The organism is Plantactinospora sp. CNZ321, from assembly GCF_004217235.1.
In genome coordinates this window covers 4,026,850-4,050,559 of the sequence record NZ_SHKQ01000001.1, presented here as the reverse complement: position 1 = coordinate 4,050,559, position 23,710 = coordinate 4,026,850, and the positions used below count along the sequence as shown (strand labels likewise).

21 protein-coding genes and 2 pseudogenes are annotated in these 23,710 nt (G+C 72.0%); 11 read left to right on the top strand and 12 right to left on the bottom strand.

Annotation, left to right across the window (positions count from 1 at the left end):
* The first annotated feature begins 9 nt into the window (after window positions 1-9).
* The 7 genes and pseudogenes from kamD (at window position 10) to EV371_RS17745 (ending at window position 7,778) form a co-directional block, all read left to right on the top strand.
* A complete protein-coding gene (kamD, locus tag EV371_RS17775) occupies window positions 10-1,614 on the top strand; it encodes a lysine 5,6-aminomutase subunit alpha (RefSeq protein WP_130463033.1) in 1,605 nt (534 codons plus the stop codon).
* A pseudogene (gene kamE, locus EV371_RS17770) lies at window positions 1,611-2,339 on the top strand (lysine 5,6-aminomutase subunit beta); the annotation flags it as partial. The gene kamD and the pseudogene kamE, both read left to right, overlap by 4 nt.
* A gap of 86 nt (window positions 2,340-2,425) precedes the next feature.
* On the top strand, window positions 2,426-2,866 hold the full coding sequence (kal, locus tag EV371_RS17765; protein WP_130463031.1) for a 3-aminobutyryl-CoA ammonia lyase: 441 nt from the start codon (window positions 2,426-2,428) through the stop codon (window positions 2,864-2,866).
* 2 nt (window positions 2,867-2,868) lie between these two features.
* A pseudogene (locus EV371_RS17760) lies at window positions 2,869-4,265 on the top strand (glutamate mutase L).
* Window positions 4,266-4,743: 478 nt separating this feature from the next.
* Window positions 4,744-6,384: an apolipoprotein N-acyltransferase gene (gene lnt, locus EV371_RS17755; RefSeq protein WP_486484950.1), complete on the top strand. Its 1,641-nt coding sequence runs from the start codon at window positions 4,744-4,746 to the stop codon at window positions 6,382-6,384.
* Window positions 6,381-7,184 carry a polyprenol monophosphomannose synthase gene (locus EV371_RS17750; protein WP_349339308.1) on the top strand — a complete coding sequence of 268 codons (804 nt, stop codon included), beginning with the start codon at window positions 6,381-6,383 and terminating at the stop codon, window positions 7,182-7,184. The genes lnt and EV371_RS17750 overlap by 4 nt, the downstream gene beginning before the upstream one ends.
* A 60-nt stretch (window positions 7,185-7,244) precedes the next feature.
* Window positions 7,245-7,778, top strand: coding sequence for an FxsA family protein (locus EV371_RS17745; RefSeq protein ID WP_130463030.1), 534 nt, complete (start codon window positions 7,245-7,247; stop codon window positions 7,776-7,778).
* 85 nt (window positions 7,779-7,863) lie between these two features.
* Here EV371_RS17745 and EV371_RS17740 read toward each other — a convergent pair whose 3' ends face one another.
* From EV371_RS17740 to EV371_RS17730, 3 genes are all read right to left on the bottom strand, one after another.
* Window positions 7,864-8,205, bottom strand: coding sequence for an RNA polymerase-binding protein RbpA (locus EV371_RS17740; RefSeq protein WP_130463029.1), 342 nt, complete (start codon window positions 8,203-8,205; stop codon window positions 7,864-7,866).
* Between the two features lie 276 nt (window positions 8,206-8,481).
* The gene (locus EV371_RS17735) at window positions 8,482-9,639 is read right to left on the bottom strand and encodes a hypothetical protein (RefSeq protein ID WP_486484671.1); all 1,158 of its coding nucleotides are present in this window, start codon (window positions 9,637-9,639) and stop codon (window positions 8,482-8,484) included.
* A gap of 355 nt (window positions 9,640-9,994) precedes the next feature.
* On the bottom strand, window positions 9,995-10,498 hold the full coding sequence (locus tag EV371_RS17730) for a MarR family transcriptional regulator (RefSeq protein WP_130463028.1): 504 nt from the start codon (window positions 10,496-10,498) through the stop codon (window positions 9,995-9,997).
* Window positions 10,499-10,607: 109 nt separating this feature from the next.
* Here EV371_RS17730 and EV371_RS17725 point away from each other — a divergent pair, with 109 nt between their 5' ends.
* Window positions 10,608-11,048, top strand: coding sequence for a helix-turn-helix domain-containing protein (locus EV371_RS17725; RefSeq protein ID WP_130463027.1), 441 nt, complete (start codon window positions 10,608-10,610; stop codon window positions 11,046-11,048).
* Window positions 11,049-11,105: 57 nt separating this feature from the next.
* Here the strand turns inward: EV371_RS17725 and EV371_RS17720 are convergent, their stop codons facing one another.
* Window positions 11,106-11,903, bottom strand: a complete 798-nt coding sequence (locus EV371_RS17720; protein WP_486484949.1) for a class I SAM-dependent methyltransferase — start codon at window positions 11,901-11,903, stop codon at window positions 11,106-11,108.
* Between the two features lie 119 nt (window positions 11,904-12,022).
* On the opposite strand from EV371_RS17720, the gene EV371_RS17715 reads away from it, so the two are divergent.
* Window positions 12,023-12,610, top strand: coding sequence for a TetR/AcrR family transcriptional regulator (locus EV371_RS17715; protein WP_130463025.1), 588 nt, complete (start codon window positions 12,023-12,025; stop codon window positions 12,608-12,610).
* Window positions 12,611-12,794: 184 nt separating this feature from the next.
* On the opposite strand, the gene EV371_RS17710 is transcribed toward EV371_RS17715, so the two are convergent.
* The 8 genes from EV371_RS17710 to EV371_RS17675 all read right to left on the bottom strand — a co-directional run bounded on the left by EV371_RS17710 (window position 12,795) and on the right by EV371_RS17675 (window position 20,869).
* Window positions 12,795-13,355 (bottom strand): DUF1062 domain-containing protein, encoded by a 561-nt coding sequence (locus EV371_RS17710; protein ID WP_130463024.1) that lies wholly within the window; start codon window positions 13,353-13,355, stop codon window positions 12,795-12,797.
* A 262-nt stretch (window positions 13,356-13,617) separates the two neighbouring features.
* Window positions 13,618-14,361 carry a class I SAM-dependent methyltransferase gene (locus tag EV371_RS17705; RefSeq protein WP_130463023.1) on the bottom strand — a complete coding sequence of 248 codons (744 nt, stop codon included), beginning with the start codon at window positions 14,359-14,361 and terminating at the stop codon, window positions 13,618-13,620.
* A gap of 191 nt (window positions 14,362-14,552) precedes the next feature.
* Entirely contained in the window at window positions 14,553-15,344 is a 792-nt protein-coding gene (locus EV371_RS17700) for an ATP-binding cassette domain-containing protein (RefSeq protein WP_130463022.1), read from the bottom strand.
* A complete protein-coding gene (locus EV371_RS17695) occupies window positions 15,341-16,606 on the bottom strand; it encodes an alanine racemase (protein ID WP_130463021.1) in 1,266 nt (421 codons plus the stop codon). Before EV371_RS17695 ends, EV371_RS17700 begins: the two co-directional genes overlap by 4 nt.
* An 18-nt stretch (window positions 16,607-16,624) precedes the next feature.
* Window positions 16,625-17,605, bottom strand: a complete 981-nt coding sequence (locus tag EV371_RS17690) for an ABC transporter permease (protein WP_130463020.1) — start codon at window positions 17,603-17,605, stop codon at window positions 16,625-16,627.
* Entirely contained in the window at window positions 17,606-18,634 is a 1,029-nt protein-coding gene (locus EV371_RS17685) for an ROK family protein (protein ID WP_130463019.1), read from the bottom strand.
* Entirely contained in the window at window positions 18,634-19,626 is a 993-nt protein-coding gene (locus tag EV371_RS17680) for a phosphotriesterase family protein (RefSeq protein WP_130463018.1), read from the bottom strand. Before EV371_RS17680 ends, EV371_RS17685 begins: the two co-directional genes overlap by 1 nt.
* A 124-nt stretch (window positions 19,627-19,750) precedes the next feature.
* On the bottom strand, window positions 19,751-20,869 hold the full coding sequence (locus EV371_RS17675) for a substrate-binding domain-containing protein (protein ID WP_130463017.1): 1,119 nt from the start codon (window positions 20,867-20,869) through the stop codon (window positions 19,751-19,753).
* Window positions 20,870-21,275: 406 nt separating this feature from the next.
* Between EV371_RS17675 and EV371_RS17670 the strand changes: the two genes are divergently transcribed.
* The gene (locus EV371_RS17670) at window positions 21,276-22,469 is read left to right on the top strand and encodes an ROK family transcriptional regulator (RefSeq protein WP_130463016.1); all 1,194 of its coding nucleotides are present in this window, start codon (window positions 21,276-21,278) and stop codon (window positions 22,467-22,469) included.
* A 194-nt stretch (window positions 22,470-22,663) separates the two neighbouring features.
* Window positions 22,664-23,671 (top strand): RNA polymerase subunit sigma-70, encoded by a 1,008-nt coding sequence (locus tag EV371_RS17665; RefSeq protein ID WP_130463015.1) that lies wholly within the window; start codon window positions 22,664-22,666, stop codon window positions 23,669-23,671.
* Window positions 23,672-23,710 lie beyond the last annotated feature (39 nt).

Here is a 23,710-nt window from a genome sequence, read left to right as displayed (position 1 = left end):
GGTCGGGCGATGGTGCGGGATAGCGGGTCGGGTGGCAAGTTGGCGTTGGATCCGGTGCTGGTGGGCCGGGCGCGGGAGTTGGCGCGGCTGGCCGGGCGGCCGGTGGTGGAGTTGGCCCGGAGCCATACGACGGTGTCGGTGGAGCGGGCGGTGTTGCGGCTGGCCGGGATCGGTGGTGCGGATCCGGACGGGATTCCGTGGGTGAACCGGTTGGTGGACGCGGTGGTCGCGGACGTGGGGCTGGCGCACGGGGTGGCGGTGCCGGTTTTCGACGCGCTGCGGCGGGAGTTGGGTGCGGTGCCGGCGGGAACGGATGTCGGTGCGGCGGTGACGCTGCTGGCGCAGAAGGCGGCGGCCGGGTCGGTCCGGTTCGAGGTGCCGGCGGGTCGGGCGGCGGGGTCGGCCCGGGCGGCGGCGCGGCGGGCGGTCGGTGCGGGGCTGCGCCGGATCGACCGCCGTCGGGCGGAGCGGGACCGGATGGTGCGCCGGCACGGTGATCCTCCGCGTCGGCCGTGGATCTATCTGATCGTGGCGACCGGGGACATCTACGAGGACATTCCGCAGGCGCAGGCGGCGGCTCGGGCGGGTGCGGACGTTATCGCGGTGATCCGGTCGACGGGGCAGTCGTTGCTTGACTATGTGCCGGAGGGGGCGACCCGGGAAGGGTTCGCCGGCACGTACGCGACGCAGGAGAACTTCCGGTTGATGCGGGCGGCGCTGGACTCCTCGTCGAAGGAGTTGGGCCGGTACGTGCGGTTGACCAACTACGCCTCGGGCCTGTGCATGCCGGAGATGGCGGTGTTGGCCGGCCTGGAGCGGCTGGACATGATGTTGAACGATTCGATGTACGGGATCCTGTTCCGGGACATCAATCCGGTGCGGACCTTTGTGGACCAGCGGTTTTCCCGGCAGGTGCACGCCCGGGCGGGGATCATCATCAACACCGGTGAGGACAACTACCTGACGACGGCGGACGCGGTCGACGAGGCGCACACGGTGACGGTGTCGCAGCTGCTCAACGAGTACTTCGCGCACGAGGCGGGGTTGCCGGACGCGCAGCTGGGGTTGGGGCACGCGTTCGAGATCGACCCGGATCTGCCGGAGTCGTTCCGGTTGGAGTTGGCGCACGCGTTGTTGGCCCGGGAGTTGTTCCCGGACGCGCCGTTGAAGTGGATGCCGCCGACCCGGCACATGACCGGGGACGTGTTCCGGGGCAATCTGCTGGACGGGTTCTTCAATCTGGTCGGGACGATGACCGGGCAGGGGATTCTGCTGGTCGGGATGATGACCGAGGCGGTGGTGACGCCGTGGCTGTCGGATCGGGACATCGCGCTGCGCAACGTCCGGTACGTCCTCGGTGCGGCTGGCGGGTTGCACGAGGATTTCGTGCCGGCGCCGGGCGGGTTCATCCAGCGGCGGGCGGCGACGGTGTTGGGTGAGGCGGTGGTGCTGCTGGAGCGGATCGCCGGCGGCGGGTTGTTGCCGGCGATCGCGGACGGCACGTTCGGGATCACGAAGCGGCCGGCGGACCGGGGTCGGGGACTGTCCGGGGTGGCGGCGCATGCCGAGGACTACTACAACCCGGCGACGGAGCTGTTGGAGGCGGGGTCGTGAGCGGTGGTCCGGTGGTGCGCCCGTACGGGGACGCCACGGGGGACGGGATGGTGCAGGTGTCGTTCACCCTGCCGGTGCCGCATGACAAGCGGGCCGAGGGGGCGGCGTTGCAGTTGGCGGCGAAGATGGGGCTGGATCCGGCGATGCTGGTGCACGCCCGGTCCCTGGGTGACGGCTTCACGTTCTTCGTCGTCTACGGCCGGGTGAACCATCTGGTGGATCTGTCGGCGGTGCGGGTGGTGGAGCGGGACTATCCGCTGCTGTCGGCGAAGGAGGTCAACGGCCTGATTCGGCGGCGGCTGCGGCGCAAGCTGTCGGTGCTCGGTGCGTGTATCGGCACCGACGCGCACACGGTGGGGATCGACGCGATCCTGAACGTGAAGGGGATCGCCGGGGAGAAGGGCCTGGAGTACTACCGGGAGTTGCGGGTGACGAACCTGGGTGCCCAGGTGAGTGTGCCGGACCTGGTGGCGGCGGCCCGGGCGGAGCGGGCGGACGCGGTGCTGGTGTCGCAGGTGGTGACGCAGCGGGACGCGCATCTGCACAACGTCCGGGAGATGTCGGCGGCGTTTCGGGAGGCGATGCCGGCCGGCCGGCGTCCGCTGCTGGTGGTCGGCGGGCCCCGGTTCGACGAGTTGATGGCCGAGGAGCTGGGCGTGGATCGGATTTTCGGCCGGGGGACGACCCCGGGTGAGGTGGCGAGCTATCTGGTGCACCGGTTGGTGGCCGGCGGCGGGGGTGGCCGGGACGGGGTGGCGGCGAGTGGTGGCCGGGGTCGGTCATCGGGTCGCGGAGCGGAAGGGATGGGCGGATGACCGGGCGGGACGTGGCGGCGGATCCACGGCTGGGGCTGACGGTGCTGCACCGCCGGTACGTGCCGTACTCGCATGCGCACTATGCGGGGAACCTGGTGGACGGGGCGTACGTGCTGGGGTTGTTCGGTGACGTGGCGACCGAGGTGTGTATCCGGACCGATGGCGACGAGGGGTTGTTCGCCGGCTACGCGCAGGTGCGGTTCGAGGCGCCGGTCCGGGCCGGGGACGTGCTGGAGGTGGCGGCGACGGTGGTTCGGGTCGGCAGTCGCAGCCGCACCTGTGAGTTCGAGTGCCGGGTGGTGTGCCGGGGGCGGCCGGAGTTGGGCGGGTCGGCGGCGGAGGTGCTCGATCCGCCGGTGGTGGCGGTGACCGCCGTCGGGACGGTGGTGGTTCCGGCGGCCGAGTCGGCGGGGCCGGCCGATGGCGGGCCCTGGTAGCGGTGGGCTCGTACGCGGTCTGCGCCGACGTCGGTTCCACCTGGACCAAGGTGGCGGTGGTGGATCTCGCCGACGGCGAGTTGCTGGCCTCGGCGTCGCGCCGGACCACGGTCGGCACGGACGTGTTGCACGGGCTGGACGCGGCGGTGGCGGAGGCGACGGCGGGGTTGTCCGGGGCGGCGTCGGCGCCGTGGTATGTCTGCTCGTCGGCCGGGGGTGGGCTGCGGCTGGCGGTTCTCGGCTACGAGGAGCTGGTCACGGCTCGGGCCGGGCACCAGGTCGGGTTGTCGGCCGGGGCCCGGGTGGTGCACGTCGGGGCGGGGCGGCTCGACGGTGCGGGGCTGGCGGTGTTGCGGGCGGCCCGGCCGGACGTGGTGTTGCTGGTCGGTGGGACCGACGGCGGTGACGCGGAGGTGTTGACCGCGAATGCGGGGCGGCTGGCCCGGGCGCGCTTTCGGGTGCCGGTGGTGGTGGCCGGGAACGCGGCGGCGGCCCCGGCGGTCCGGGAGGTGTTGGCCGGGCGGGGGTGCCGGTGACGGTCACCGGGAATGTGCTGCCGTCGATCGGCGTACTGGCGGCGGGGCCGGCCCGGGCGGCGATCCGGGAGGTGTTCCTGCGGCATGTGATCGGCGGCAAGCGGTTGTCCCGGGGTGGCCGGTTCGCCCGGCTGGTCCGGGCGGCGACCCCGGATGCGGTGTTGACCGGGGTGGAGTCGCTCGCCGACCAGCTTGGCGGGGACCTGCTGGTGGTCGACGTCGGCGGGGCGACCACCGACGTGTACTCGGTGCTGGTGCCGGACGAGCGGGCGGGTGGTCCGGGCCGGCCGGCGGCCGGGACGCTGTGGCGGGCCCGGACCGTCGAGGGTGATCTGGGGATGCGGTGGAGTGCGCCCGGGGTGGTGCGGGCGGCGGTGGCGGAGCGACTGCTGTCGTCGGGCGAGGAGGGTCCGTTGGCGGCGGTGGCGGCGACGCTGGCGGCCGAACCGGGCCGGCTGGTGGTAGACGACCCGGAGCGGGTGGCGGAGCGGCGGATCGCGGCGCTGGCCGCCGTGGTGGCGGTTCGCCGGCACGCCCGGGGTGGTGCGGCGGGGCAGCCGGGGCGGGACCTGCGGGACGTGCGGCTGCTGGTCGGCTCCGGTGGGGTGTTCCGGCACGCCGGGTCGGTGGCGGCCGGGGCCGGGCTGCTCGACGGGGTGTTGACCGATCACGGCGGTGGCTGGGCGCTGCCCCGGTCGGCCCGTACGGTGGTCGACCTCACGTACGTGTTGGCGGCGGCCGGGTTGTTGGCGGGGCCGCATCCGGTGGCGGCGGCCGGGCTGCTGCGTCGGCACCTGTTGGCCGGTGGTCACGGCTGCCGGGCGGTGTCCGGCGGGCAGCCGGGAGATGAACCGGATGGGTAGCGGCGCGCCGGCTCCGACACGCCGCCGGATCCGGACGACTGGCCGGGGGCGGTTGACAGTGCCCGGGGGGTACCACGTACCGTCTTTGAGTCCTACCAACGGGAAGCGGCTGTTGTTCGCTTCGTCCCTTCGTCCGCTGGCCGAGCGGCATGTGTTCGTGTCGTCGCAACGGCCAGGTCCAGCGGGCGGGGGTCGGCGGGGCGGCGCGAACCGGCTGCGGTTACCGGTGCTCGGGCAGGGTTTTGCAGGCGGCCAGTAGACAACGGCTCGACGGGAACAGCCAGTTCACGTCCGGTCGGTCCGAAGGTCGTGTTGTGCGCCCTACCACACCGGCCGGGGAGGGCCTGGGAGCATCGGGGCGCGGCCTGTCGGTCGCGCCCCGATTTTCGTTCCGGCCCGGCCGGTAGCCTTCTCCAGGTGGTCTCACCGGCACTCCGGCCGGTGGCGTTCGAGAAGACGTGAGGCGCGCGTGACAGTGGTGACGGCCGAGCCGACGGAGACTGCCGAGGGTGGGGATCGGCCGGCCGGGTCGACCGCGCGGCCGCTGCCGCTGTGGCTGGCGCTGCCGGCGGCGGTCGGTGCGGGGCTGGTGCTGCTGGTGGCGTTTCCGCCGTACGGGGTGTGGTGGCTGGCGCCGGTCGGGGTGGCGCTGCTGTCGGTGGCCGTGCACCGGCGGCGGCTACGGGCCGGGTTCGGGCTCGGCACCGTCGCCGGGCTGGCGCTGTTCCTGCCGATGCTGAGCTGGACGAATCTCTACACCGGTAACGTGCCGTGGCTGTTGTTGTCGGGGTTGCAGGCCGGCTATCTGGGGCTGCTGGGGCTGGCGTTGGCGTTCACCGGTCCGCTGGTGGATCGGTTCCGCTGGTCGTGGCCGCTGGTCACCGGGGTGTTGTGGGTGGCGCAGGAGGCGCTGCGGGACCGGACCCCGTTCGGCGGGTTCCCGTGGGGGCGGCTCGGGTTCAGCCAGGGTGACTCGCCGGTGCTGCGGCTGGCCGCGTACGGGGGTGCGCCGCTGGTCACCTTCGTGGTGGCGGTGGCCGGCGGGCTGCTGGTGGTGGCGGTGTGGCGGCCGTGGCGGTTCCGGCCGGTGGCCGGCTGGCTGGGTGGGGCCGGGTTGGTCGCCGGGGCTGCGGCGCTGGTCGCGGGAGGGCTGCTGGTGCCGTTGGCCGGCGCCGGGGCCGGCACCGTCCGGGTGGCGATCGTGCAGGGCAACGTGCCCCGGATCGGGCTCGACTTCAACACCCAGCGGAGGGCGGTGCTGAACAACCACGTCGAGGCCACCATCGAGCTGGCCCGCCAGGTCGCCGACGGCGAGGCGGAGCAGCCGGACCTGGTGGTCTGGCCGGAGAACTCCAGCGACGTCGACCCGACCCGCGACGAGTCGGCGGGGCTGCGGATCTCGCAGGCGGCGGACGCGGTCGGGGCGCCGATCCTGGTCGGCGCGGTGCTGCTCGGTCCGGGCGAGGGGCAGGTGCGCAACGCGGGGCTGGTGTGGCTGCCGGGTACCGGGCTGGACCGCTCGCAGATGTACGTCAAGCGGCATCCGGTGCCGTTCGCCGAGTACGTGCCGCTGCGCGACATCGCCCGGATGGTCAGCAAGGAGGTCGACCGGGTCAGCAGCGACTTCGTCGCCGGCACCGAGCCGGGGGTGTTGCGGGTCGGCGGGGTGACCCTCGGCGACGTGATCTGTTTCGAGGTCGCCTACGACGAGGTGGTCCGGGACACCGTGACTGGTGGCGCGCAGGTGCTGGTCGTGCAGACCAACAACGCCACGTTCAACGTGGCGGAGGCGGAGCAGCAGTTGGCGATGGTGCGGCTGCGGGCGGTGGAGCACGGCCGGGAGGCGTTGATGGCCTCGACGGTCGGTGTTTCCGGGTTCGTCGGGGCCGACGGGCGGGTAACCGGGGCGACCGGGTTCAACACCAGGGCGGTGGTGACCTGGCAGATGCACCTCGGGGAGGGCCGTACGGTCGCCACCCGGGTCGGCCTGTGGCCGGAGATGGTACTGCTGGCCATGGCGGTCGCGGCGCTGGCCGCCGCGACGCTGACCCGCCGGCGTCCGCTTCCCGGGGTCGGTACGGCGACGGCCGGCGACCCGGCGGATGCGGAGGAGCGGTGAATGAGTCGACGGATGACCGAAACGGCTATCCGGGGGTGGGCCGGGTCCTGGTGGTGGTGCCGACCTACAACGAGGCCGACAACATCGGGTTGATCGTCGACCGGGTGCATCGGGCGGCGCCGTCGGTGGAGGTCCTGGTCGTCGACGACAACAGTCCGGATGGCACGGGTGCGATCGCGGACCGGATGGCGGAGGCGGACGGTCGGGTGCATGTCCTGCACCGGCCCGGCAAGCAGGGCCTGGGTGCCGCCTACGTGGCCGGGTTCGCGTTCGCGGCCGGGCGCGGCTACGACGCCGTGGTGGAGATGGACGCCGACGGCTCGCATGCCCCGGAGGAGCTGCCCCGGCTGCTGGACGCGGCCCGGGACGCGGACGTGGTGATCGGTTCCCGCTGGATGCCCGGCGGCCAGGTGGTGAACTGGCCGTGGCGCCGGCGGTTGCTGTCCCGGGGCGGCAACCTCTATACCCGGGTGGCGTTGGGGATGCCGTTGTCCGACGCGACCGGCGGGTTCCGGGTGTACCGGGTGCCGGCGCTGGCCCGGCTGGACCTCGACTCGGTCGCCTCGCAGGGGTACTCGTTCCAGGTGGAGCTCTCCTGGCGGGCGCACCGGGCCGGGCTGCGTACGGTCGAGGTGCCGATCACGTTCGCCGAGCGGCAGCGGGGGGCGAGCAAGATGAGTCCGGTGATCGTCGGTGAGGCGTTGTGGCGGGTCACGCTCTGGTCGGTGGCGGACCGGCGGGTGGCGCCGGGCCGGTCCCGTCGGGGCACCGCCGGCGACCAGCGGCTGCGGTGGCCGTGACCGGGGGCGTGTCATGCTGGAGGTACGGGGTTTGCGGGCCCGACATCCAGATGGGGTGACATGCGCCGAGGTGTGAGGTTCGTGCCGCTGGCACTGCTGCTGACCGGGATCGTGGAGGTCGCGGTCTTCGTGCTGCTCGGGCGGTGGATCGGGTTCGGCTGGGCGATCCTGCTGGTGCTGGCCGTGTCGCTGTTGGGGATGGCCCTGCTGCGTCGGGAGGGGATGCGGGCCTGGCGGGGGCTGCGGGCCGCCGTGGAGGGTGGCCGGCCGCCGGGCAGTGAGGTCAGCGACGGGCTGGTGGGGCTGCTCGCCGGGCTGCTGCTGGCGATTCCCGGGCTGGTCACCGGGGTGGTCGGGCTGCTGTTGACGGTGCCGGTGTTGCGTCGGCTGGCACGGGGGCAGGTGCAGCGGATGGCGGAGCGGCGGGTGTCCGCTCAGGTCGCCGGGGATCTGTTCGGGCCGCGCCGGGTGCGGGTGCGGCGGGGTCAGCCGCGACCGGACACGGGTCCGGAGCCGACCGAGGCGACACCTCCGCCGCCGGCCGCGCCGGGTGCGGCGATCGAGGGCGAGATCATCGAGCCGCGCCGGCCCTGACCGCCGCCGGCGGCTGGCAGACAGACGGAACCGCCCTCACGGCGGGGCCGTGAGGGCGGTGGTGTGCTTTCCGGTGAGCGACCGGTCAGGCCCGGCCGCGCCGGGTCCGGACCTCTTCGAGCCGTTCGGCGAGAATGCTCTCCAGTTCGGCGATCGAGCGGCGCTCCAGCAGCATGTCCCAGTGGGTACGCGGCGGCTTGGCCTTCTTCTGCTCCGGCTCGCTGCCGTCGATCAGCCGGGCGACGCTGCCGTCGAACTTGCATTCCCAGGTCATCGGCACTTCGGCATCGACGGCGAAGGGTACCTCGAACTGGTGGCCCTTGGCGCAGAGGTACTCTCGGGTCTGTCGCGGGGCAAGCTCGGTGTTGCGGTCGGACTCGTAGCTGACTGCTCCCAGACGGCTCCCGCGCAGCATGCGCTCGCCCATGATCGGCTTTCCCCTCGGTCGTGGTGCTTGTTCTTATCGGTGTAACGACAGGTGCCGGCTGGGCGATTCCCGCCCGCTGACAGAAACGTACAAGTGGTCAAACGCTCCGAGCGTAGCCGGATCTCCTCACTGGTGATCGAGATCACCGGCGCCGGTGGTGAATTGCGAGATATGTCGTTCTGCGTCGGCTGTCCGGCTTCCGGTGGGCCGCACCGGGCGCCACCGCGTCCCGGGGCTCGCCGCCCCCGGTGGTAGGGCCCGGCCGCACGGTGCCGGTCACGGCTCGGCGACCGGTTCGGCCGGACGGGATCCGGCGGATGCGGGTCGGCCGGGCGGCGGGTCGGCGACGGCCCGGGCGCTGAGCCCGGCCAGCGCGGCGGCGAGGTCGCTGACCTGGGTGGAGAGCTGGCCGGCCCGCTCCCGGGCCGCGTCCCGGTCGGCTTCCGCCACCGACAGGCGTACCGTCAGCGCGTCGAGCCGGGCCTCGGCGGCGGCCGCGGTGTCCCGCGCGGCCCGCAGGTCGGCCCGGGTTCGCTCCAGGTCGGCTCCGGCGGCGGCGGCCGTCGACCGGGCCCGGGCGGCGTCGTCGGCCGCCCGTACGGCCTCGGCCCGGGACCGGGCCGATTCCTCGGCCGCGCTCTCGGCGGCGGTCCGGGCCTCGGCGGCCAGGGCCTGGAAGCGTTCCGCCTGGCTGAGCGCCTCGGCGGCCGACCGGGCCGCCCGCGCCGATGCGGCCCGGGCCGCATCGCGGTCCCGGGTCGCCTCGGCGAGTTCTCCGGTCAGGGCGGCCAGCCGCCGCCGGTCGGCGTCCGCCTCGGCACGCAGCGTCCGCAGCTCCCGGCGGGCGGCGTCGCGGTCCTGCTCGGCCTGGGTACGCAGCGCGGTGGCGGCGCTCGCCGCCTGCTGGGCCGTGTCCCGGGCGGCGAGCGCCGCGGCCGTCTCGGCTGTTGCCCGCTCCGCGGTCCGGGCGGCCCGCTCGGACTCCTCCCGGGCGGCGGTTCGGTCGGCGACCGCCGCGCTCGCCGCCTGCTGCGCCTGGCGCAGGGTGACCGCCGCCGTTTCGGCCTCCCGGCGGGCCTCGTCCCGTTCGGTCTGCGCCGCCGCGATCTGGCTGGCCGCCTCGGCCCGTACCTCGGCGAGTCGGCGTTCCACCCCGGCGGGGGAGAGCTCGGCGTGCAGCGCCTCGGCGAGTGCCTCGGTGACCTGGTCGAGCCGGTCGACGACCTCCCAGGTGCGGGCCACCTGGCCGGCCAGCCCCGGTGCGTTGCGGTGCCGCATCCGCTGGTTGCGGGAGGCCCGCTGGCATGCGCCGTCGTTGTCCCGGCAGTACCGGAACGGTCGGCCCGCCGCCGCCCGCTGGGGCACCGGCCGTCCACAGTGGGCACAGGGCCGGGTCTCGACCGGCGGCTCCGGAGTGGGGTTCTGCGCGTCCATCGCCGGGGAAGTCTAGTGCGCCTCCCGCTGCGTGCCGGTGGGGCTGCCGCCGAGGCAACCGCGGTGCCGTGTAGCGGAGTGAGGCGTGGTAGACACCGGGCGTGGATTGGCAGTCGGTGTTCGCTCCGAGTATCCCGGTCTGGGAGGGACCCGTTCGCGGCACGTTCTGGTGTTGCTTGTTCTCTTACGCCTGGTTGGGCAGCGTGAAACGGGCGGCCTGGGGATCTCACTGATCCGTCGGGATCAGGAGGCGACGGCCCCCGTCGAGCCCCCGGAAATCCGTTGACGGCGGCCGACCCCACATCGGCGGGCCCGGCCGGACCTGGGCGGTCGCCGCCCACCGCGTGCTGCGGGGTCAGGGGACCGGCGGCCAGGGTGTCTGCCGGGTGTGGTGATCCAGGAGGCGGGTGAGCAGTTGCACGAACTGGTCGCGTTCGGCGGGGAGCAGTGGGGCAAGCAGTTCCTCGTGGAGGTCGTCCAGAACCTGGTCGAGGCGGCGCAGCTGCCGACGCCCCTGGGCGGTGATCGTGATGACGTTGCGGCGGCGGTCGTCGGGATCCGGTGCCCGTTCGACGAGGCCGCGTTCCGCCAGTTCGTTGAGGACGCCGACCATGTCGCTGCGGTAGATGCCGGTGCGTCGGCTCAGTGCGGCCTGGCTGCCCGGGCCGTACTCCTGCAGGGAGGCGAGCACGGCGTAGTGCCACCTGCGGGAGTCGACTGCGGCCAGTCCCTGGGTCATCAGCCGGTCCGACTGCGCGGACAGATGTGCCAGCAGGCGACTGGCGCGTCGGCGCAGCCTTTCCGGTGTCGTGATGCCGCCTTCGTCGGGCATGTCCGCGCCCTCGGCTCTGCTGGTCATGACGCTGATCATAGCCGGTTGCGTTAGTCAGACTAACGATGTACGTTTCGTTCCAGCGGTAAACGTTAGGACGATAAACGTTAGGTCCGTAAACGAATCGGAGATCATCATGACGACCACAGCCCAGGTCTTCGGCACCGCACTCATCGGCCAGACGGAGAAGGCGCTCAACGCGATCCTGGACCGGCAGCTCGCCGGGACCGGCATCACCGAACCCCAGTGGGTGACCCTGACGATGACCGTGGCCAGCGACCGGCCCACCGACCGGGCCGAGCTCATCCGCCGGGTCGGCGGTGCCACCCAGTTCAGTCACGCGGCGGTGGCCGAACGCATCACCGAACTGACCGCCGCAGGGCTCCTGCGCGACAACGGCGACGGCCGCGTCCAGGTCACCGACGAGGGGCAGGCACGCTGGACGCAGGTCCGCACCGCGATCGGCCCGATCACCCAGAGACTCTGGGGCGATCTGCCGGCCGAGGACCTGGCCACCGCAGGCCGCGTCCTGGGCGTCGTCCTGGACAGGGCAAACGCGGCACTGGCCGGGCCCTGACCACGCGTCGCGCGACGGAACCCATACGGCCGGGCAGGAGTCTGGTTCCGTCGATCGTCACGGTCTCGGTCGTTGCTCTCCGGCCGGTTGGTTGTCGGTCCGGATCGCGGTGAGACCCCAGGTGGCGTACGGCAGCGTGACGGTGCCGCCCAGCCGGTCGACCGCGGCACTCGCGGCCGCCAGTACCTCTGCCACCCAGTCCGGCGGCAGACTGGTGAGGCCGCCCGAGGTGGGTATCAGGCCCAGCAGTTCGTCGCGGGTGTACGAGCGCTCCCAGTCGTACCGCCACAGCTCGGGCTCGTCGAACCCGCCTGCCTCGCGGATCCCGTCCGCGGCCCTGGCGTACAGCGCCCGGTAGCCGTCCAGGATCGAGCCTACGGACCGGTCGGCGAGGTTGATCGGCGAGTCGGGGGCCACCCGGCGGTATGCCGTGGCGAGGGCGTCCGCCACGGTGGGCGGCAGCTGGTACACGTGCCCGAACGGCGCCAGCACGCCACCCGGACGCAGCACCGCCGCGGCCTTCGACGCGCCGGCGACCGGGTCGACCCAGTGCCAGGCCGTGCCGGAGACGACCGCGTCGAAGGTGCGTCCAGCCGGCTCCCACGCCTCGAACGTCGCCACCTCCACCCGCAGGCCGGTTCCCCGCGCGAAGTCGGCCATCCGCGGATCGGTCTCGACACCAAGCACCGAGCAGCCGGCGGCCAGGAACTGGCGGGCTTCGATGCCGGTGCCGCAGCCGACGTCGAGGAAGTCGGAGCCGGGACTCGCGGCCACGATTCGCTCGATCATGGCGTCGGGGTACGGGGGCCGGTTCCGGTCGTACCGTTCCGGGTCTATCCCGAACGACTCCGCCATGCGACGGTGCCGGTGCGGTTCCGGCACGGGGGAGGGCGATATAGTGACCATGCGCCCACTCTAGTGGGCGTGTGCCCACTAGAGCAATCCTGCTCGTTCAGCCAGGGAAGGGACGCCCGTTGCCGACCGGCATAGCCCTGCGAGACCCACGTCAGCAACTCTTCGAGGCCGCCGTGCGGGTGCTGGTCCGGGACGGCGTCACCGGCCTGACCAGCAGGGCGGTCACCACGGAGGCGGGTGTCGCCAAGGGCGTCCTGCATCGCCACTTCGCCGACTTCGACGCCTTCCTCACCGAACTGGTGCTGGACCGCATCGCCCTGATCGAGGCTCAGGCCACCGCCCTGCGAGACGCGGCCGGAACAGGCACCGTCGCCGACAACCTGACCCGAGCCCTGATGACCTTCTTCGAGCCGGTCACCGTGGCGATCGTGGTCCTCGTCATCGCCCGCGACGAGCTACGCACACGGCTGCGTGCCGCCGGCACCACCCGGCTCCCACTCGTCGGCGAGGGCACGGCCATGATCGCCGGCTACCTGACCGCCGAACGCGACCACGGCCGGATCGCGTCCGACGCCGACATCGCCGCGCTCGCACCCACCCTGATCGGCACCGCACAGCTGCTATCCACCGAACAGGACGGCAGCCCACCACAGCCTTCTGCCGTCCGCAACGTGGTGGCCACCATCCTGGCCAGCGCCCTGCCCTAACCGCGCTCCTCCCAACAGGCTGGGTCTGTGGATCTACCGGAGGCGTCTCTACCTGGAAGGCCGCGATTCCGATCAGTGAGTCGGCGACCGACCTGTCGACCGACCGCCGGTCCCCGGGGTGAGCGCGCGGACTGTCGCGGTCCCGGCCGGGCGGGCAGCGTCGCCCCGCCCGGCACATCCCTGGCTAGTCCCCGGCCATCACGGTGAAGGTGAATCCGGTACTCGTCGAGCGGCGCAGCGTGATGTCGCACTTGACCCGGCGCAGTACCTGGTTCCTACTGAGGCCGAGCCCCTGCGCGATGAGCCGCTCCGGGCGTACCGGTACCGGATCCTCGAAGACGACCTTCACCTGGACCGGCCATGCCGCGTCGAGCCAGGCCGACGGGGTGTCCAGCCGCCAGGCCCCGGTCCAGTCCAGGGTGAAGCGGTTGCGCCTGGCCAGCAGCGGATCCAATAGCCAGGACGTCACCAGTTCGGGATCGTTGACGCGGTAGCCACGAAGCTCGGCTGGATCGAACGAGCTGACCGGCGTTCGCTCGTGCACGGTGAGCTTGCGTGTCCGATCGCAGGCCACGCAGCGGACCAGCAGCCACACGTCCAGCAGCTTGCTGTTGGCGTTGACGCGGAACCTGCCCTCGCCGGTGGTGGCCGATTCTGACCGACAGTTCACGCACCGCAGCGACAGCAGCGGCAGCCTGGTCCGCCGAACGACCCAGGGCAGCACGATATGAGGTGGTGAAGACATGAGCTCTAGACCTGATCTCTTTGGACCTGACACGAGGCCGAATGGGCGCGGCCTCAAGCGCCGTATGACCGGGCGCCCGTGGGCGGCCCGGCAGAACCGACGGGAGTCGTCGGCTACAGGTGGGCGGTGGAAGGTGTCAGGTCTGGAGAGCGGGCGGGGTCACGCGGTCTTTTCCTCTGTCCTCACGATGACGGGCGTTGGCAACCTATGGGACCGTGCCAGGTGGGCTCAACCGGTTTCCGACCCCGGGTTGAGCTGCGCCTCAGCCGGCGGCTGGGAGGCGGTAGACGGAGACGTGGGATCGGGACTCGGCGGTGAACTCCGAACCGATCCAGTCCGCGTGCCGGGACTCCAGCTCGAAGCCGGCCAGCTGTGCCATCAGATCCAGTTCGGCCGGCCAGATGTAGCGGTGCGGGCTGCGGAACAGCCGCGCGTCCCGACCGTCGCCGAACCGGAAGTGGTGGGAGACCACCTGCTGCCGCAGGACGTCGTAGGTGTCCAGACCGATGTAGCCGGTCCTGGCCCCGAAAACCACCGCCTCCTGGCCGAGCGGGAGTTTGCGCAGCTCAGGCACCCAGAGCTCGATGACGAAGCAACCGCCGGGCAACAGGTGACGGGCGGCGTTGCGGAAGCACGCGACCTGCTCGGCCTGGGTCAGCAGGTTGGAGATCCCGTTGTAGACGAGGTAGACCAGGGTGTACTGACCGCCGATGGTGGCGGTGGCCATGTCGCCGACGACGACCGGGATCGTCGTCTCGTCGGCCTTGGTACGTAGCTGGTCGACCATCGGGCGGGACAGTTCGATCCCGCTGACCGGTACGTCATGCGCGGTGAGCGGGACGGCCACCCGCCCGGTGCCGATGGCGAACTCCAGCACCGGTCCGGTTCCGGCAAGCTCGGCAAGGCGGTCCACGGTGGGTCCGAGAACCTCGGGCGCGAACATCCCGCTGCCCGGGGTGTCGTAGCGGCGGGCGGCGTCGGCGTCCCAGATGTCGTCGTGGCGCATGTGATCACCTCCTGGCGGTGTGACCAACGATCGCGGCCGGTGCGGCTGCTGTCCATCGAGTTAGCCGCAGCGCGGTGGATCGGGCGTTGGCCGAAATCTCCGCCGTCACCCGCCGCACCGGGAGGCCGGGCCGGCCGCGCCAGCGCCCCGAAAGGGGCGAGGCGGGGGCCGGAATTGCGCCCCGGATCGGCTCAGGGCCGCTCGTCCTCCGCAGACGCGCCGGTGATCATCGAGACGATCTCGTTGCGGCTGGTCTCCTCGATGTCCCGGACGCCGACCTGGCGCCCCCGACGCAGCACGACCACCCGGTCGGCGATCCGGAAGACCTGGTCGAGGTTGTGACTGACGACCAGCACGGCGGCGCCCCGGTCACGCAGCCTCATGATCAGCTCCTCCACCTTGGCGGTCTCGGCCACGCCCAGCGCGGCGGTCGGCTCGTCCATCAGCACCAGGCCACTCGCCCAGTGGGTGGCACGGCAGATCGCCACCGCCTGCCGCTGTCCGCCGGAGAGATCCCGGATCGTCGCCTTCGCACTGGGAATGCGGACGTCCAGGGCGTCCACCAACTCCTGGGTCTCCCGCGCCATCCGGCGCCGGTCGAGCAGTCGCAGCGGACCGCGAGTCAGTTCACGGCCGAGGAACATGTTCATGTACACCGGCTGCGAGTCGGCCAGGGCCAGGTCCTGGTAGACCACCTCGACACCCTGGCGCCGGGCGTCGGAGGCATCCCGGAACGCCACCGGCCGGCCGTGCATCCGCAGTTCGCCCTCGGTCGGCTGGTACACCCCGGAGATGATCTTTACGAGGGTGGACTTGCCGGCGCCGTTGTCGCCGACGAGGGCGGTGATCTGCCCGGCGACCAGGTCCAGGTCGAAGCGCTCGATCGCGACGACCCCACCGAACTGTTTGCGGATGTCGCGCAGCTGCAACGGCGGGGCGCTCGTCCCGGCCGGGGGAACGGCGTTCCGGGTTGCCGTGCTCATGATGCCCCTCCCGTACTGCCAGTCGCGCGGGCACGCGCATCGGTGCCGCCCCGCGGATCGGTGCTGTCGAGCCGGATCGGCGTGGAGCCGTCGGCGGCGTAGACCCCGGGCACGGCCGGGGTGCCGGACCGGACGCCGGTCAGGCCCGCGGTCAGTGCCCGGGTGACGAACGCCTGCGGCCGGAACCCGAACAGGACCGTGTCGCCGGGCGCGACGGTCGGTACCGCACCGACGTCGGCCATCGCGTAGTAGTCGATCGCCTCCGGTGCGGGCATTTCCACCTCGACCAGGTGGGCGTCGTCGAGACCGCCGCCCTGGGGCACGATCAGGGCGCGGGTGCCGCCGAGCCCGAGCACGGGGTCGACGTAGAGTCCGCCGCCGAAGACGTAGGCCTGACCGTCCCACAGGTGGGACACCTCGCTGACGTACAGCACGGCCGGCTCCTCGACCAGGTCGGCGACCGCGTGCCAGGGCGTCGTGCCGGTCAGTCCGTGCCCGGGCTCGACCTGCGTGGCGCCGGCCTCGGCGAGCATGGCCAGGACCGCGGTGGAGGTCGTACCCGGAGCGTTGATCTCCACGTGCGACCGGCCGGCGGCCCGCAGCGCCGCGGCGGCGGTCCGCAGGGTGTCGAGGTTGGGGGTCGCAACGACCCGGCCGACAGCCGGGTCGAACAGCTGGGTCGGGAAGCTGGTGACGCCCGCGAACCGCGCCCCGGGGAGGGCGTCGAGCCGGTCCGCCACCGCGACGATCTCGTCGGCTGGATAGCCGCCCTCGTGACCCCGGTAGAAGCGGTCGCCGGGGGCCATGACCCGGGCGAGCAGTGCCTGCTCCCGGCCGCTCGCGGCGCTCGCGGCCGCCGCCTCGCCGGCCTTGGTGTCGTCGAAGACGGTCCAGTACCTCGGGGCGAGCGCGGCGGCGGTGGCCGCCTCGTGCCGGGGAATCTGCACCAGATGGCCGAGGTGGCCGATGTCGAGCTCGCCGCGCCGGTCGGCGAGCGCGCACCGCAGGTCGACGCCGACCGCCTCGGTGATGCCGGCGTCGCGGATCGTCCGGCAGAAGTCGGGATTGCGCCCGACCTGTTTGGTCATCGCATAGGTGGACAGCCCGAGGCGGTCGGCCTCGCCCCGGATCGCGGCGGCGTTGACCGCGACCGTGTCCAGGTCCAACGCGTAGCAGTTGGCTGGCAGGTCGCCACTGTGGTGCAGGGACGCGGCGGCGGCCAGCAGGCGCGGGTTGCGTCGGCGCAGCAGATCCAGAAACATGCCTTGCTTCCTTCCTGGTCAGCCGCGCTTCTCGCGCAGCGAGAGGGAGACGGCCACGAGGATGATCGCGCCGCGCGCCATCATCTGCTGGGACACGGAGAGCCCGGCCAGGATCAGGCCGTTGTTGAGCATGCCCATGAGCAGGCTGCCCAGCAGCGCCCCGACGATGGAGCCCTTGCCGCCGAACAGGCTGGTCCCGCCGACGATTACGGCGGCGATCACGGACATCAGGTCGGCCTCGCCCAGGGTGTACCGGGCGCCCTGTAGGCGGCCGGCGTACAGCAGACCGGCGAGGGCGGCACACATCGCGCTGCCCATCAGCACCATGATCTTGACGCGGACCACCTTGATGCCGTTGACCCGGGCCGCGGCCACGTTGTCGCCGACCGCGAGGGTGTGCGCCCCGTACCGGGTCTGCCGCAGCACGAAGTAGCCGACCACCACGGCCGCCGCCGACCAGAGCACCAGGCCGGGGATGCCGAAGATCTCACCCTGGCCGAAGAGGGCGAGGAACGCCTCGTTGCCGACCGGTACCGACTGGAGGCCGGTGACCTCGCGGGCCAGCCCGGCCACCGCCCCCATGGTGGCGAGGGTGACCAGGAAGGAGGGCAGCCGGACGAGGGTGACGAAGACCCCGTTGACCAGGCCGACCGCCGCCCCGGCGGCGAGCCCCGCGGCCGCACCGAGCAGCATGTTGTCGGTCTCCCGCAACGTGACCGCGCCGACCAGCGCGGAGAGCGCGACGACCGAGCCGATCGACAGGTCGATCTCACCGGCGGCCAGTACGAAGACCAGCCCGACCGCCATGACGGTGATCGGCGCGGTCTGGATGATGATGTTGGTCAGGTTGCTGGTGGTCAGGAAGCCGTTGCTGCCCTGGGTGACGGCGAAGAACAGGAACACGACGGCGAAACCGATGTAGACCACGTAGTCGCGCCAGTTGACTCGGCGCCAGGCCGGCCGGCTCCTGGCCTGCACCGCCGCATCGGTCTGGGTCATCTAACGTCCCTCCGCTGATTCGAACGAGGTGCTCCGGTCGGGCTCGGTCGCGACGGGCCGCGGCACCGAATCGAGCTGAGGCAGTAGATCGGGATCGATCCCGGCCTCCTGGCGGGCGACCGCGACGGCGCCGAGCAGGCCGGCCCGGTCGCCGAGCCGGCTGGTCTTGATCACCGGTGCGTTCGCGCTCAACGCGGCAACCCAGCGCCGGACCGGTTCGACCAGCTCGATCCGGGAGCCGATGCCCCCACCGAGGATCACCGCCTCCGGGTCGAGGACGGCAGTGACCGCAGCGACGCCGAGGGCGATGAACCGGGCCTCCTCGTCGATCGCCGCCCGGGCGTCCTGATCGCCGGCCGCAGCCCGGTCGAAGACATCGGGGACGCTGGCCGGCTCACCGCTCGCCGTGCGGTACCGGCGGGCGAGGGCAGCGCCGGCCACCGCCTCCTCCAGCGCGCCACGAATCTGGTTCGCCGGATCGAACGGATCGGTGCCCAGCGGCAGGTAGGAGATCTCGCCGGCCGCGCCCCGAGCGCCGCGGACCAGTTCCCCGTCCAGCACGATGCCCATGCCGATCCCGGTGCCGACCGCCACGAAGACGAAGTGCCGGTGGGTACGTCCGCTGCCCAGCCACCGCTCCCCGGCGGCCGCCATGTTGACGTCGTTGTCCAGCACCACCGGGTGTCCCAACCGGTGGACCAGCTCGGCCCGGATGTCGAGGCCGCCGAGTTCGGAAACGTTCGGGGAGAGTTCGACCGTGCCGGTCGCCGGGTGCGGGGCGCCGGGCAGACCGATCGCGCTGACCCGGACGTCGGACCAGTCGACGCCGCCCCGAACGGCCAGTTCGCGCAGCAGGGCGTCGATCTGTGCGGCGACCGCCGTCCCGCCCCGGGGATCGGTGGCCAGCACGTCCTCGGCGACGATGTGACCGGCGAGGTCCGCGAGCGCGGCCCGGAGCTTGGTGCCGCCGAGGTCCACCGCGGCGACGTACTCGGTCGGACCGGCTGGCGAGCGAGGATGCCCGGCCATCAGCCGACCGTCAGGAGTCGGGCCGGGTTGGCCACCAGCATCTGGTCGAGCGCCTCCGGCGGCACGCCGAGCCGGGCGAGACCGGGCACGATCTCCCGGCCCAGGTACGAATAGCCGAGGCGGCCGTGCGTGCCCGGGTTCAGGTACGCCTCGGCGCCGGTCAGGTCCATCGAGAGCAGGATCCGGTCGGCGTACCCGTCCCGGACCAGCCCGGCGAGCACGTCCAGCCGGGCGCGGTCCGGCCGGTGGTACGCCCGCTTGCCGAACTCGCCCTCCGGCAGGTTCGCGGGCAGCGGGGCGAGTACGAAGTCCCAGATCTCCTTGCCGAGCGTGTCGAAGGCGATGTTGACGCCGGTCGCCAACACCGTCCGCAGGTAGTCCGGGTCGGGGTTGATGTCGAGGTGACCGATGACGACCCGGGAGAGGTCGGCGTTCTCCTCGCGCAGGATCTCGACCTGCTCCAGCGCCATCGTGCCGTGCGTGGTGTGGGTGTTGACCGACAGCCCGGTGGCGACGTGGGCGCGGGCGACGGCTCGCAGGCACTTCTCCTCGTGCGGGGTGATCTCGTTCAGCCCGGTGGCCTGTTCCCCGAAGATGCCGACCTTGACACCGGTGTCACCGACCCCGACCGTGGCGTCGGCGACGAACCGCTCCCGCATCTCGTCCACGCTCGCGTCCAGCGCCCAGCGCGGCGAGTACGGCTCCAGGTAGACCGCGGACCCGGCGACGATGTGCAGCCCGGTACGCTGGGCCACCTCGCGGAGCAGGGTCACGTCGTGACCCACCACCTCGTACGGGGACAGGTCCACGATCGTGCCGAAGCCCAGTTCCGGCAGGCCCCGTACCGCGTCGACGGCGAGGTCCGCGCGGTGGTCACCGGCACCGCCGGACAGCCACGGCCCGGGCACCAACGCGCCGAGGTGCTCGTGACTCAGCACCCGGCCGAGCGACTCCGGGGCCACCGGCCCGAGGACTGTCTGGACGTACCCCATCTGGCTTCTCCTTGCCCATCGCTTCGCCCTCGGTCGCGTCACCCGGCCGAGGGCTGGGTGACGCGACCCGGACGGGGTCCGCGGTCCTCCCCCCGGAAGACCCCGGACCCCGGGTTTGCGGCTGTCAGTTGCCGAGTACCTCGGCCGGCGGCTCCTGGCCGTAGTCGTCGCGCCAGGCCTCGGCGATGTTCTCCTTGGTGGCGGCCATCGGCGACCCGACGACCATCTCCGGAGCCTCCTTGCCGAGCAGTCCGTAGGCGGCGACGATGCCCAGGTTCTGGCCGAGCCGGGTGGAGCCGTTGGCGACGATGCCGGCGATGTTGCCGCCCTTGACCATGTCGGCGGCGAGGTTCGCCTCCAGGTCATTGGTGACGATCTTGACGTCGGTACGCCCCTGCTGCCGGGTCGCGGCGAGCACGCCCTCGGCGGCGGTGGCCCAGGCGACGTAGACGCCGTTCAGGTCGGCGTGGCGGGTGAGCATCGCGGTGGCGATGTCCTCGGTCCGGGCCGGGTCGGAAAAGCCGGTCTCCTCGACGATCTCGATGTCCGGGTAGAGGTAGCCCAGCCAGTCCTTGAACGCCTTGTCTCGCTGGTTGGTGAACCAGAAGTCGGCGTCGTGGTAGACGTAGCCGACCTTGCCCTTGCCGCCGAGTGCCTTGCCGAGCATCTCTGCGTTGGCCTTGCCGAACGCGGTCAGGTCGGCGGTGACGATTCCGACGATCTGCTCCCCGGACCTGTAGTCCTTCGGCGGGGTGGTCATCACGACCAGCTTCACGCCGGCGTCCACGGCGGGCTTGAAGGCCGTGGCCGCCGCGGTGGGGTCGACCGCGATGGTGACGATCAGGTCGGGCTTGAGCGCCAGTACGGTCTGCACGTTGTTGGCCTGCCGGGCCGCGTCGAACTCGGCGCTGGTGCTGGCCAGTACCCTGATGCCGAGCTTGTCGAACTCCTGGCGAACCCCGGACTCCACCGCCTTGGTCAGCGCGGAACCCTCGTGCCAGACGAAGGCGGCCGAGTAGTTGCCGTCCTTGACCTTCTGCTGCTCCTCGGGGGTCAGCGAGAGCTGGTCGGCGGCGGTCGGGGTCTCCCCGCCGGGGCCGACGAACGACAGGCTCGGTTCGGTACGAGGGCCGCTCGACGCGCCGCCGTCGTCACCGGATGTCTCGTTAGAACAGGCACCGATCATGAGTGCCAGGGCGCAGAGCGCGCTCAGGGCGGCCCCACGTCTACGGCTGAGATTCATTGCCCTTCCCTCCACAGCAACGGATCCGGACCCGGTGGCTCCGGACGGACACGGGGTTCCGACGCGACCGGCGCGGCACGTGTGGCAGACGCGTGCCGTTACCCCGGGCTCCGGTGCCTACCGGTGGGGGCCGGTGACCTCTATTTCCGTTCAGACTGAAAGTATTATCGCGTTCATCACACTCCGTCAAGGGGGCGGCCGGAGACGCAGACCACTCGATTGGCCAACCAAAGACCCCTGTTCCGCTGGTCTGTAGGCAGCGCAGGGTCAGCGTGCGCACGATCAGCTGACCGGAGCGCCACGCTTGGTAACTCTGCTTGCCGGGCCGGCGCGGAACCGCGGTGTTGCTCTTCCGCGGGGCGGGTCTTAGCATTCGGGCGGAAAATAAATCGGTGGAGAGGTGGACGTGGAAGCCCGAGCACCCCGGCTCGCAAACCGGTCGACCGTACTGGCCCACGTCCTGACGCACGGCCCGGTGACCCGCACGGCCATCGGTCAGCAGACCGACCTTTCCCCCGCCACCGTCTCGCGCATCGTCGAACAACTGCTCGACGAGGGGCTGCTGATCGAGACCGACGGCGCTCCGACCACCGCCCGGGGTCGGCGGGCGACCCGGGTGGCGATCGCCGCCGGACGCGGCGTGGTCTGCGGGGTTGACGTCGGCGGGTCCAACGTCCGGCTGGTCGTGGCCGACCTCGCCGCCACGCCGCTGGTGAGCCGGACCGTCCCCGCTCCGACCGACTACGACGCCCCCCGGCTGGCCAACTGGCTCGCCGACCTGGTCCTGCAGACCGTCGGCGACAACCGGGACCAGCTCGACTGCGTGGCGGTGGGGCTGCCGGGCGCCGTCCGCCAGCACGACCGCGCGGTGTCCAACGCGCCGAACCTTCCCCAGGTGGAGGATCCGGAGTTCCTCCGGCTGCTGGAACGGCGGCTGGCGACCGGACTCGTGGTGGACAACGACTCCAACTACGCGCTCCTCGGCGAGCTGCGCTTCGGCGCCGCCCGCGACGCGCAGACCGCGGTGATGTTCACCATCGGGGCCGGCCTCGGTGCTGGCGTCGCCATCGACCGGCGACTGTTCCGCGGCCGCAGCGGTCTGGTCGGCGAGTTCGGGCACCTGCCGGCCGGCCCGCTCGGAGCCTCGCTCGAACAGATCATCAGCGGGCCCGGCATCCTTGCCCGGGCACGCGACCTCGGCCTACCGTTCGACAACCCGGCCGATGTGTTCCACTCCACCGACTCCCGCCTGGTGCCGGTCAAGCAGTACGTCGAGCAGGCGCTGCTGGTCATCCTCACCGCCGCGGTGGTCGCCTACGAGCCCGAGGTGATCGTCCTCGGTGGTGGCATCTCCCATGCGCTCAAGCCCGGCCTCGGCCGGCTGGGCGGCCGGTTGCGGGAGATCGTGCCCGTTGCCGCGGTGGCCGTGCACAGCGCGGAGCTTGGGGACCTCTCCGGTGCGTTGGGCGCCGTGGTGGCGGCGCTGCACCATGCGTACGGGCGACTCGGGCTCGCCGAACTCGACCTCGCCCACGTACCCCACTCGGACGCCGTCGTCGGCTGCGACCTGTCCGCACTGCCCACCAGGGTGAGCGCGTAGTTGCTCGCGGTACCGTCCTGCGCGTGGTGCCGGAGCGGTACCCGCGCCTGGCACCACGCGCAGCACGTCCCCTGGATCGACCCGACCCATCCGGCCTGGCGAACGGCCTGGTGTGAGTGGCCTCACCGATCAGAAATCCTCCGCCACGTCGTCACTTTCGTTAGCCCTCTCGCACCGGTGGAAGGATTGATGACATGACCGACGCCAGCCGGCTGGGCGCCGACGAGGCCACGTTCGTCGCGGCGGTCCGCGCGGGGGACAGTGCGCGGTTCGCGCTCCTGACCGAGCGCCACCGGCGTGAGCTGCAGGTGCACTGCTACCGGATGCTCGCGAACTACGAGGACGCCCAGGACATGACGCAGGAGACGTTCCTACGAGCGTGGAACAAGCGGGAGTCGTTCAAGGGCCACGCGGCCCTGCGGACCTGGCTGTACCGGATCGCGACGAACGCCTGCCTCGACTTCCTGGAGAAGCGCAACGACCGCACACCCGTACCGTCCGGGCTGCCGGACCCCGGCTCCGATGTGCGGTACCTGCAGCCGTACCCCGACCGGATGCTCCCCGAGGACCCGCAGGAATCGGTGGTGGCGCGGGAGACGATCGAGCTGGCGTTCATCGTCGCCGTCCAGCACCTGCCGCCGCGGCAGCGGGCGGTGTTCATCCTGCGCGACGTCCTCGGCTGGCCGGCGTCGAAAGCCGCCGAGGCACTCGAGCTGACCGTCGCATCGGTGACCAGCGCAGTGCAGCGGGCCCGTGTGACGATGCGCGAGCAGTTGCCCGACCGTCGCCTCGACTGGCGGAGCCCCGCCACCCACGAGCTGTCGAATGACGAGCGCGGCGCGGTGAGGTCGTATATCGACGCCCATGAGCGCAACGACCTCGACCGGCTGGTGTCCCTGCTCCGCGACGACCTGCGCTTCGCGATGCTGCCCGAGCCGGGCACCTTGATCATGACGGCCAAGGACGCGGTGGACGGCTGGGTCTCCAGTGGGCTCTTCCAGCGTGGCTACGACGACTGGCGCGGTATCACCACGACGGTCAACCGGATGCCTGCCGCCGCGCTGTACCTCCGCGCCCCCGACGACCCGGAGTACCGGCTGTTTGCCATCGCGGTCCTGCGCGTCGCCGAGGGGAAGGTCGCCGAGCTCACCGGATTCGACGCCCGCGACAAACCATGGCTGGGCCTGTCCCCGACACTGTAATCAGACCGGGGTCGCGGTGGGCACGCCAGAAAGGATGTC

Coding starts and splice junctions, on each gene's coding strand:
- kamD (WP_130463033.1), top strand. CDS start 10: ATGGTGCGGGATAGCGGGTCGGGTGGCAAGTTGGCGTTGGATCCGGTG.
- kal (WP_130463031.1), top strand. CDS start 2,426: ATGACCGGGCGGGACGTGGCGGCGGATCCACGGCTGGGGCTGACGGTG.
- EV371_RS17745 (WP_130463030.1), top strand. CDS start 7,245: ATGCGCCGAGGTGTGAGGTTCGTGCCGCTGGCACTGCTGCTGACCGGG.
- EV371_RS17740 (WP_130463029.1), bottom strand. CDS start 8,205: ATGGGCGAGCGCATGCTGCGCGGGAGCCGTCTGGGAGCAGTCAGCTAC.
- EV371_RS17735 (WP_486484671.1), bottom strand. CDS start 9,639: ATGGACGCGCAGAACCCCACTCCGGAGCCGCCGGTCGAGACCCGGCCC.
- EV371_RS17730 (WP_130463028.1), bottom strand. CDS start 10,498: ATGACCAGCAGAGCCGAGGGCGCGGACATGCCCGACGAAGGCGGCATC.
- EV371_RS17725 (WP_130463027.1), top strand. CDS start 10,608: ATGACGACCACAGCCCAGGTCTTCGGCACCGCACTCATCGGCCAGACG.
- EV371_RS17720 (WP_486484949.1), bottom strand. CDS start 11,903: ATGGCGGAGTCGTTCGGGATAGACCCGGAACGGTACGACCGGAACCGG.
- EV371_RS17710 (WP_130463024.1), bottom strand. CDS start 13,355: ATGTCTTCACCACCTCATATCGTGCTGCCCTGGGTCGTTCGGCGGACC.
- EV371_RS17705 (WP_130463023.1), bottom strand. CDS start 14,361: ATGCGCCACGACGACATCTGGGACGCCGACGCCGCCCGCCGCTACGAC.
- EV371_RS17700 (WP_130463022.1), bottom strand. CDS start 15,344: ATGAGCACGGCAACCCGGAACGCCGTTCCCCCGGCCGGGACGAGCGCC.
- EV371_RS17695 (WP_130463021.1), bottom strand. CDS start 16,606: ATGTTTCTGGATCTGCTGCGCCGACGCAACCCGCGCCTGCTGGCCGCC.
- EV371_RS17690 (WP_130463020.1), bottom strand. CDS start 17,605: ATGACCCAGACCGATGCGGCGGTGCAGGCCAGGAGCCGGCCGGCCTGG.
- EV371_RS17685 (WP_130463019.1), bottom strand. CDS start 18,634: ATGGCCGGGCATCCTCGCTCGCCAGCCGGTCCGACCGAGTACGTCGCC.
- EV371_RS17680 (WP_130463018.1), bottom strand. CDS start 19,626: ATGGGGTACGTCCAGACAGTCCTCGGGCCGGTGGCCCCGGAGTCGCTC.
- EV371_RS17675 (WP_130463017.1), bottom strand. CDS start 20,869: ATGAATCTCAGCCGTAGACGTGGGGCCGCCCTGAGCGCGCTCTGCGCC.
- EV371_RS17665 (WP_130463015.1), top strand. CDS start 22,664: ATGACCGACGCCAGCCGGCTGGGCGCCGACGAGGCCACGTTCGTCGCG.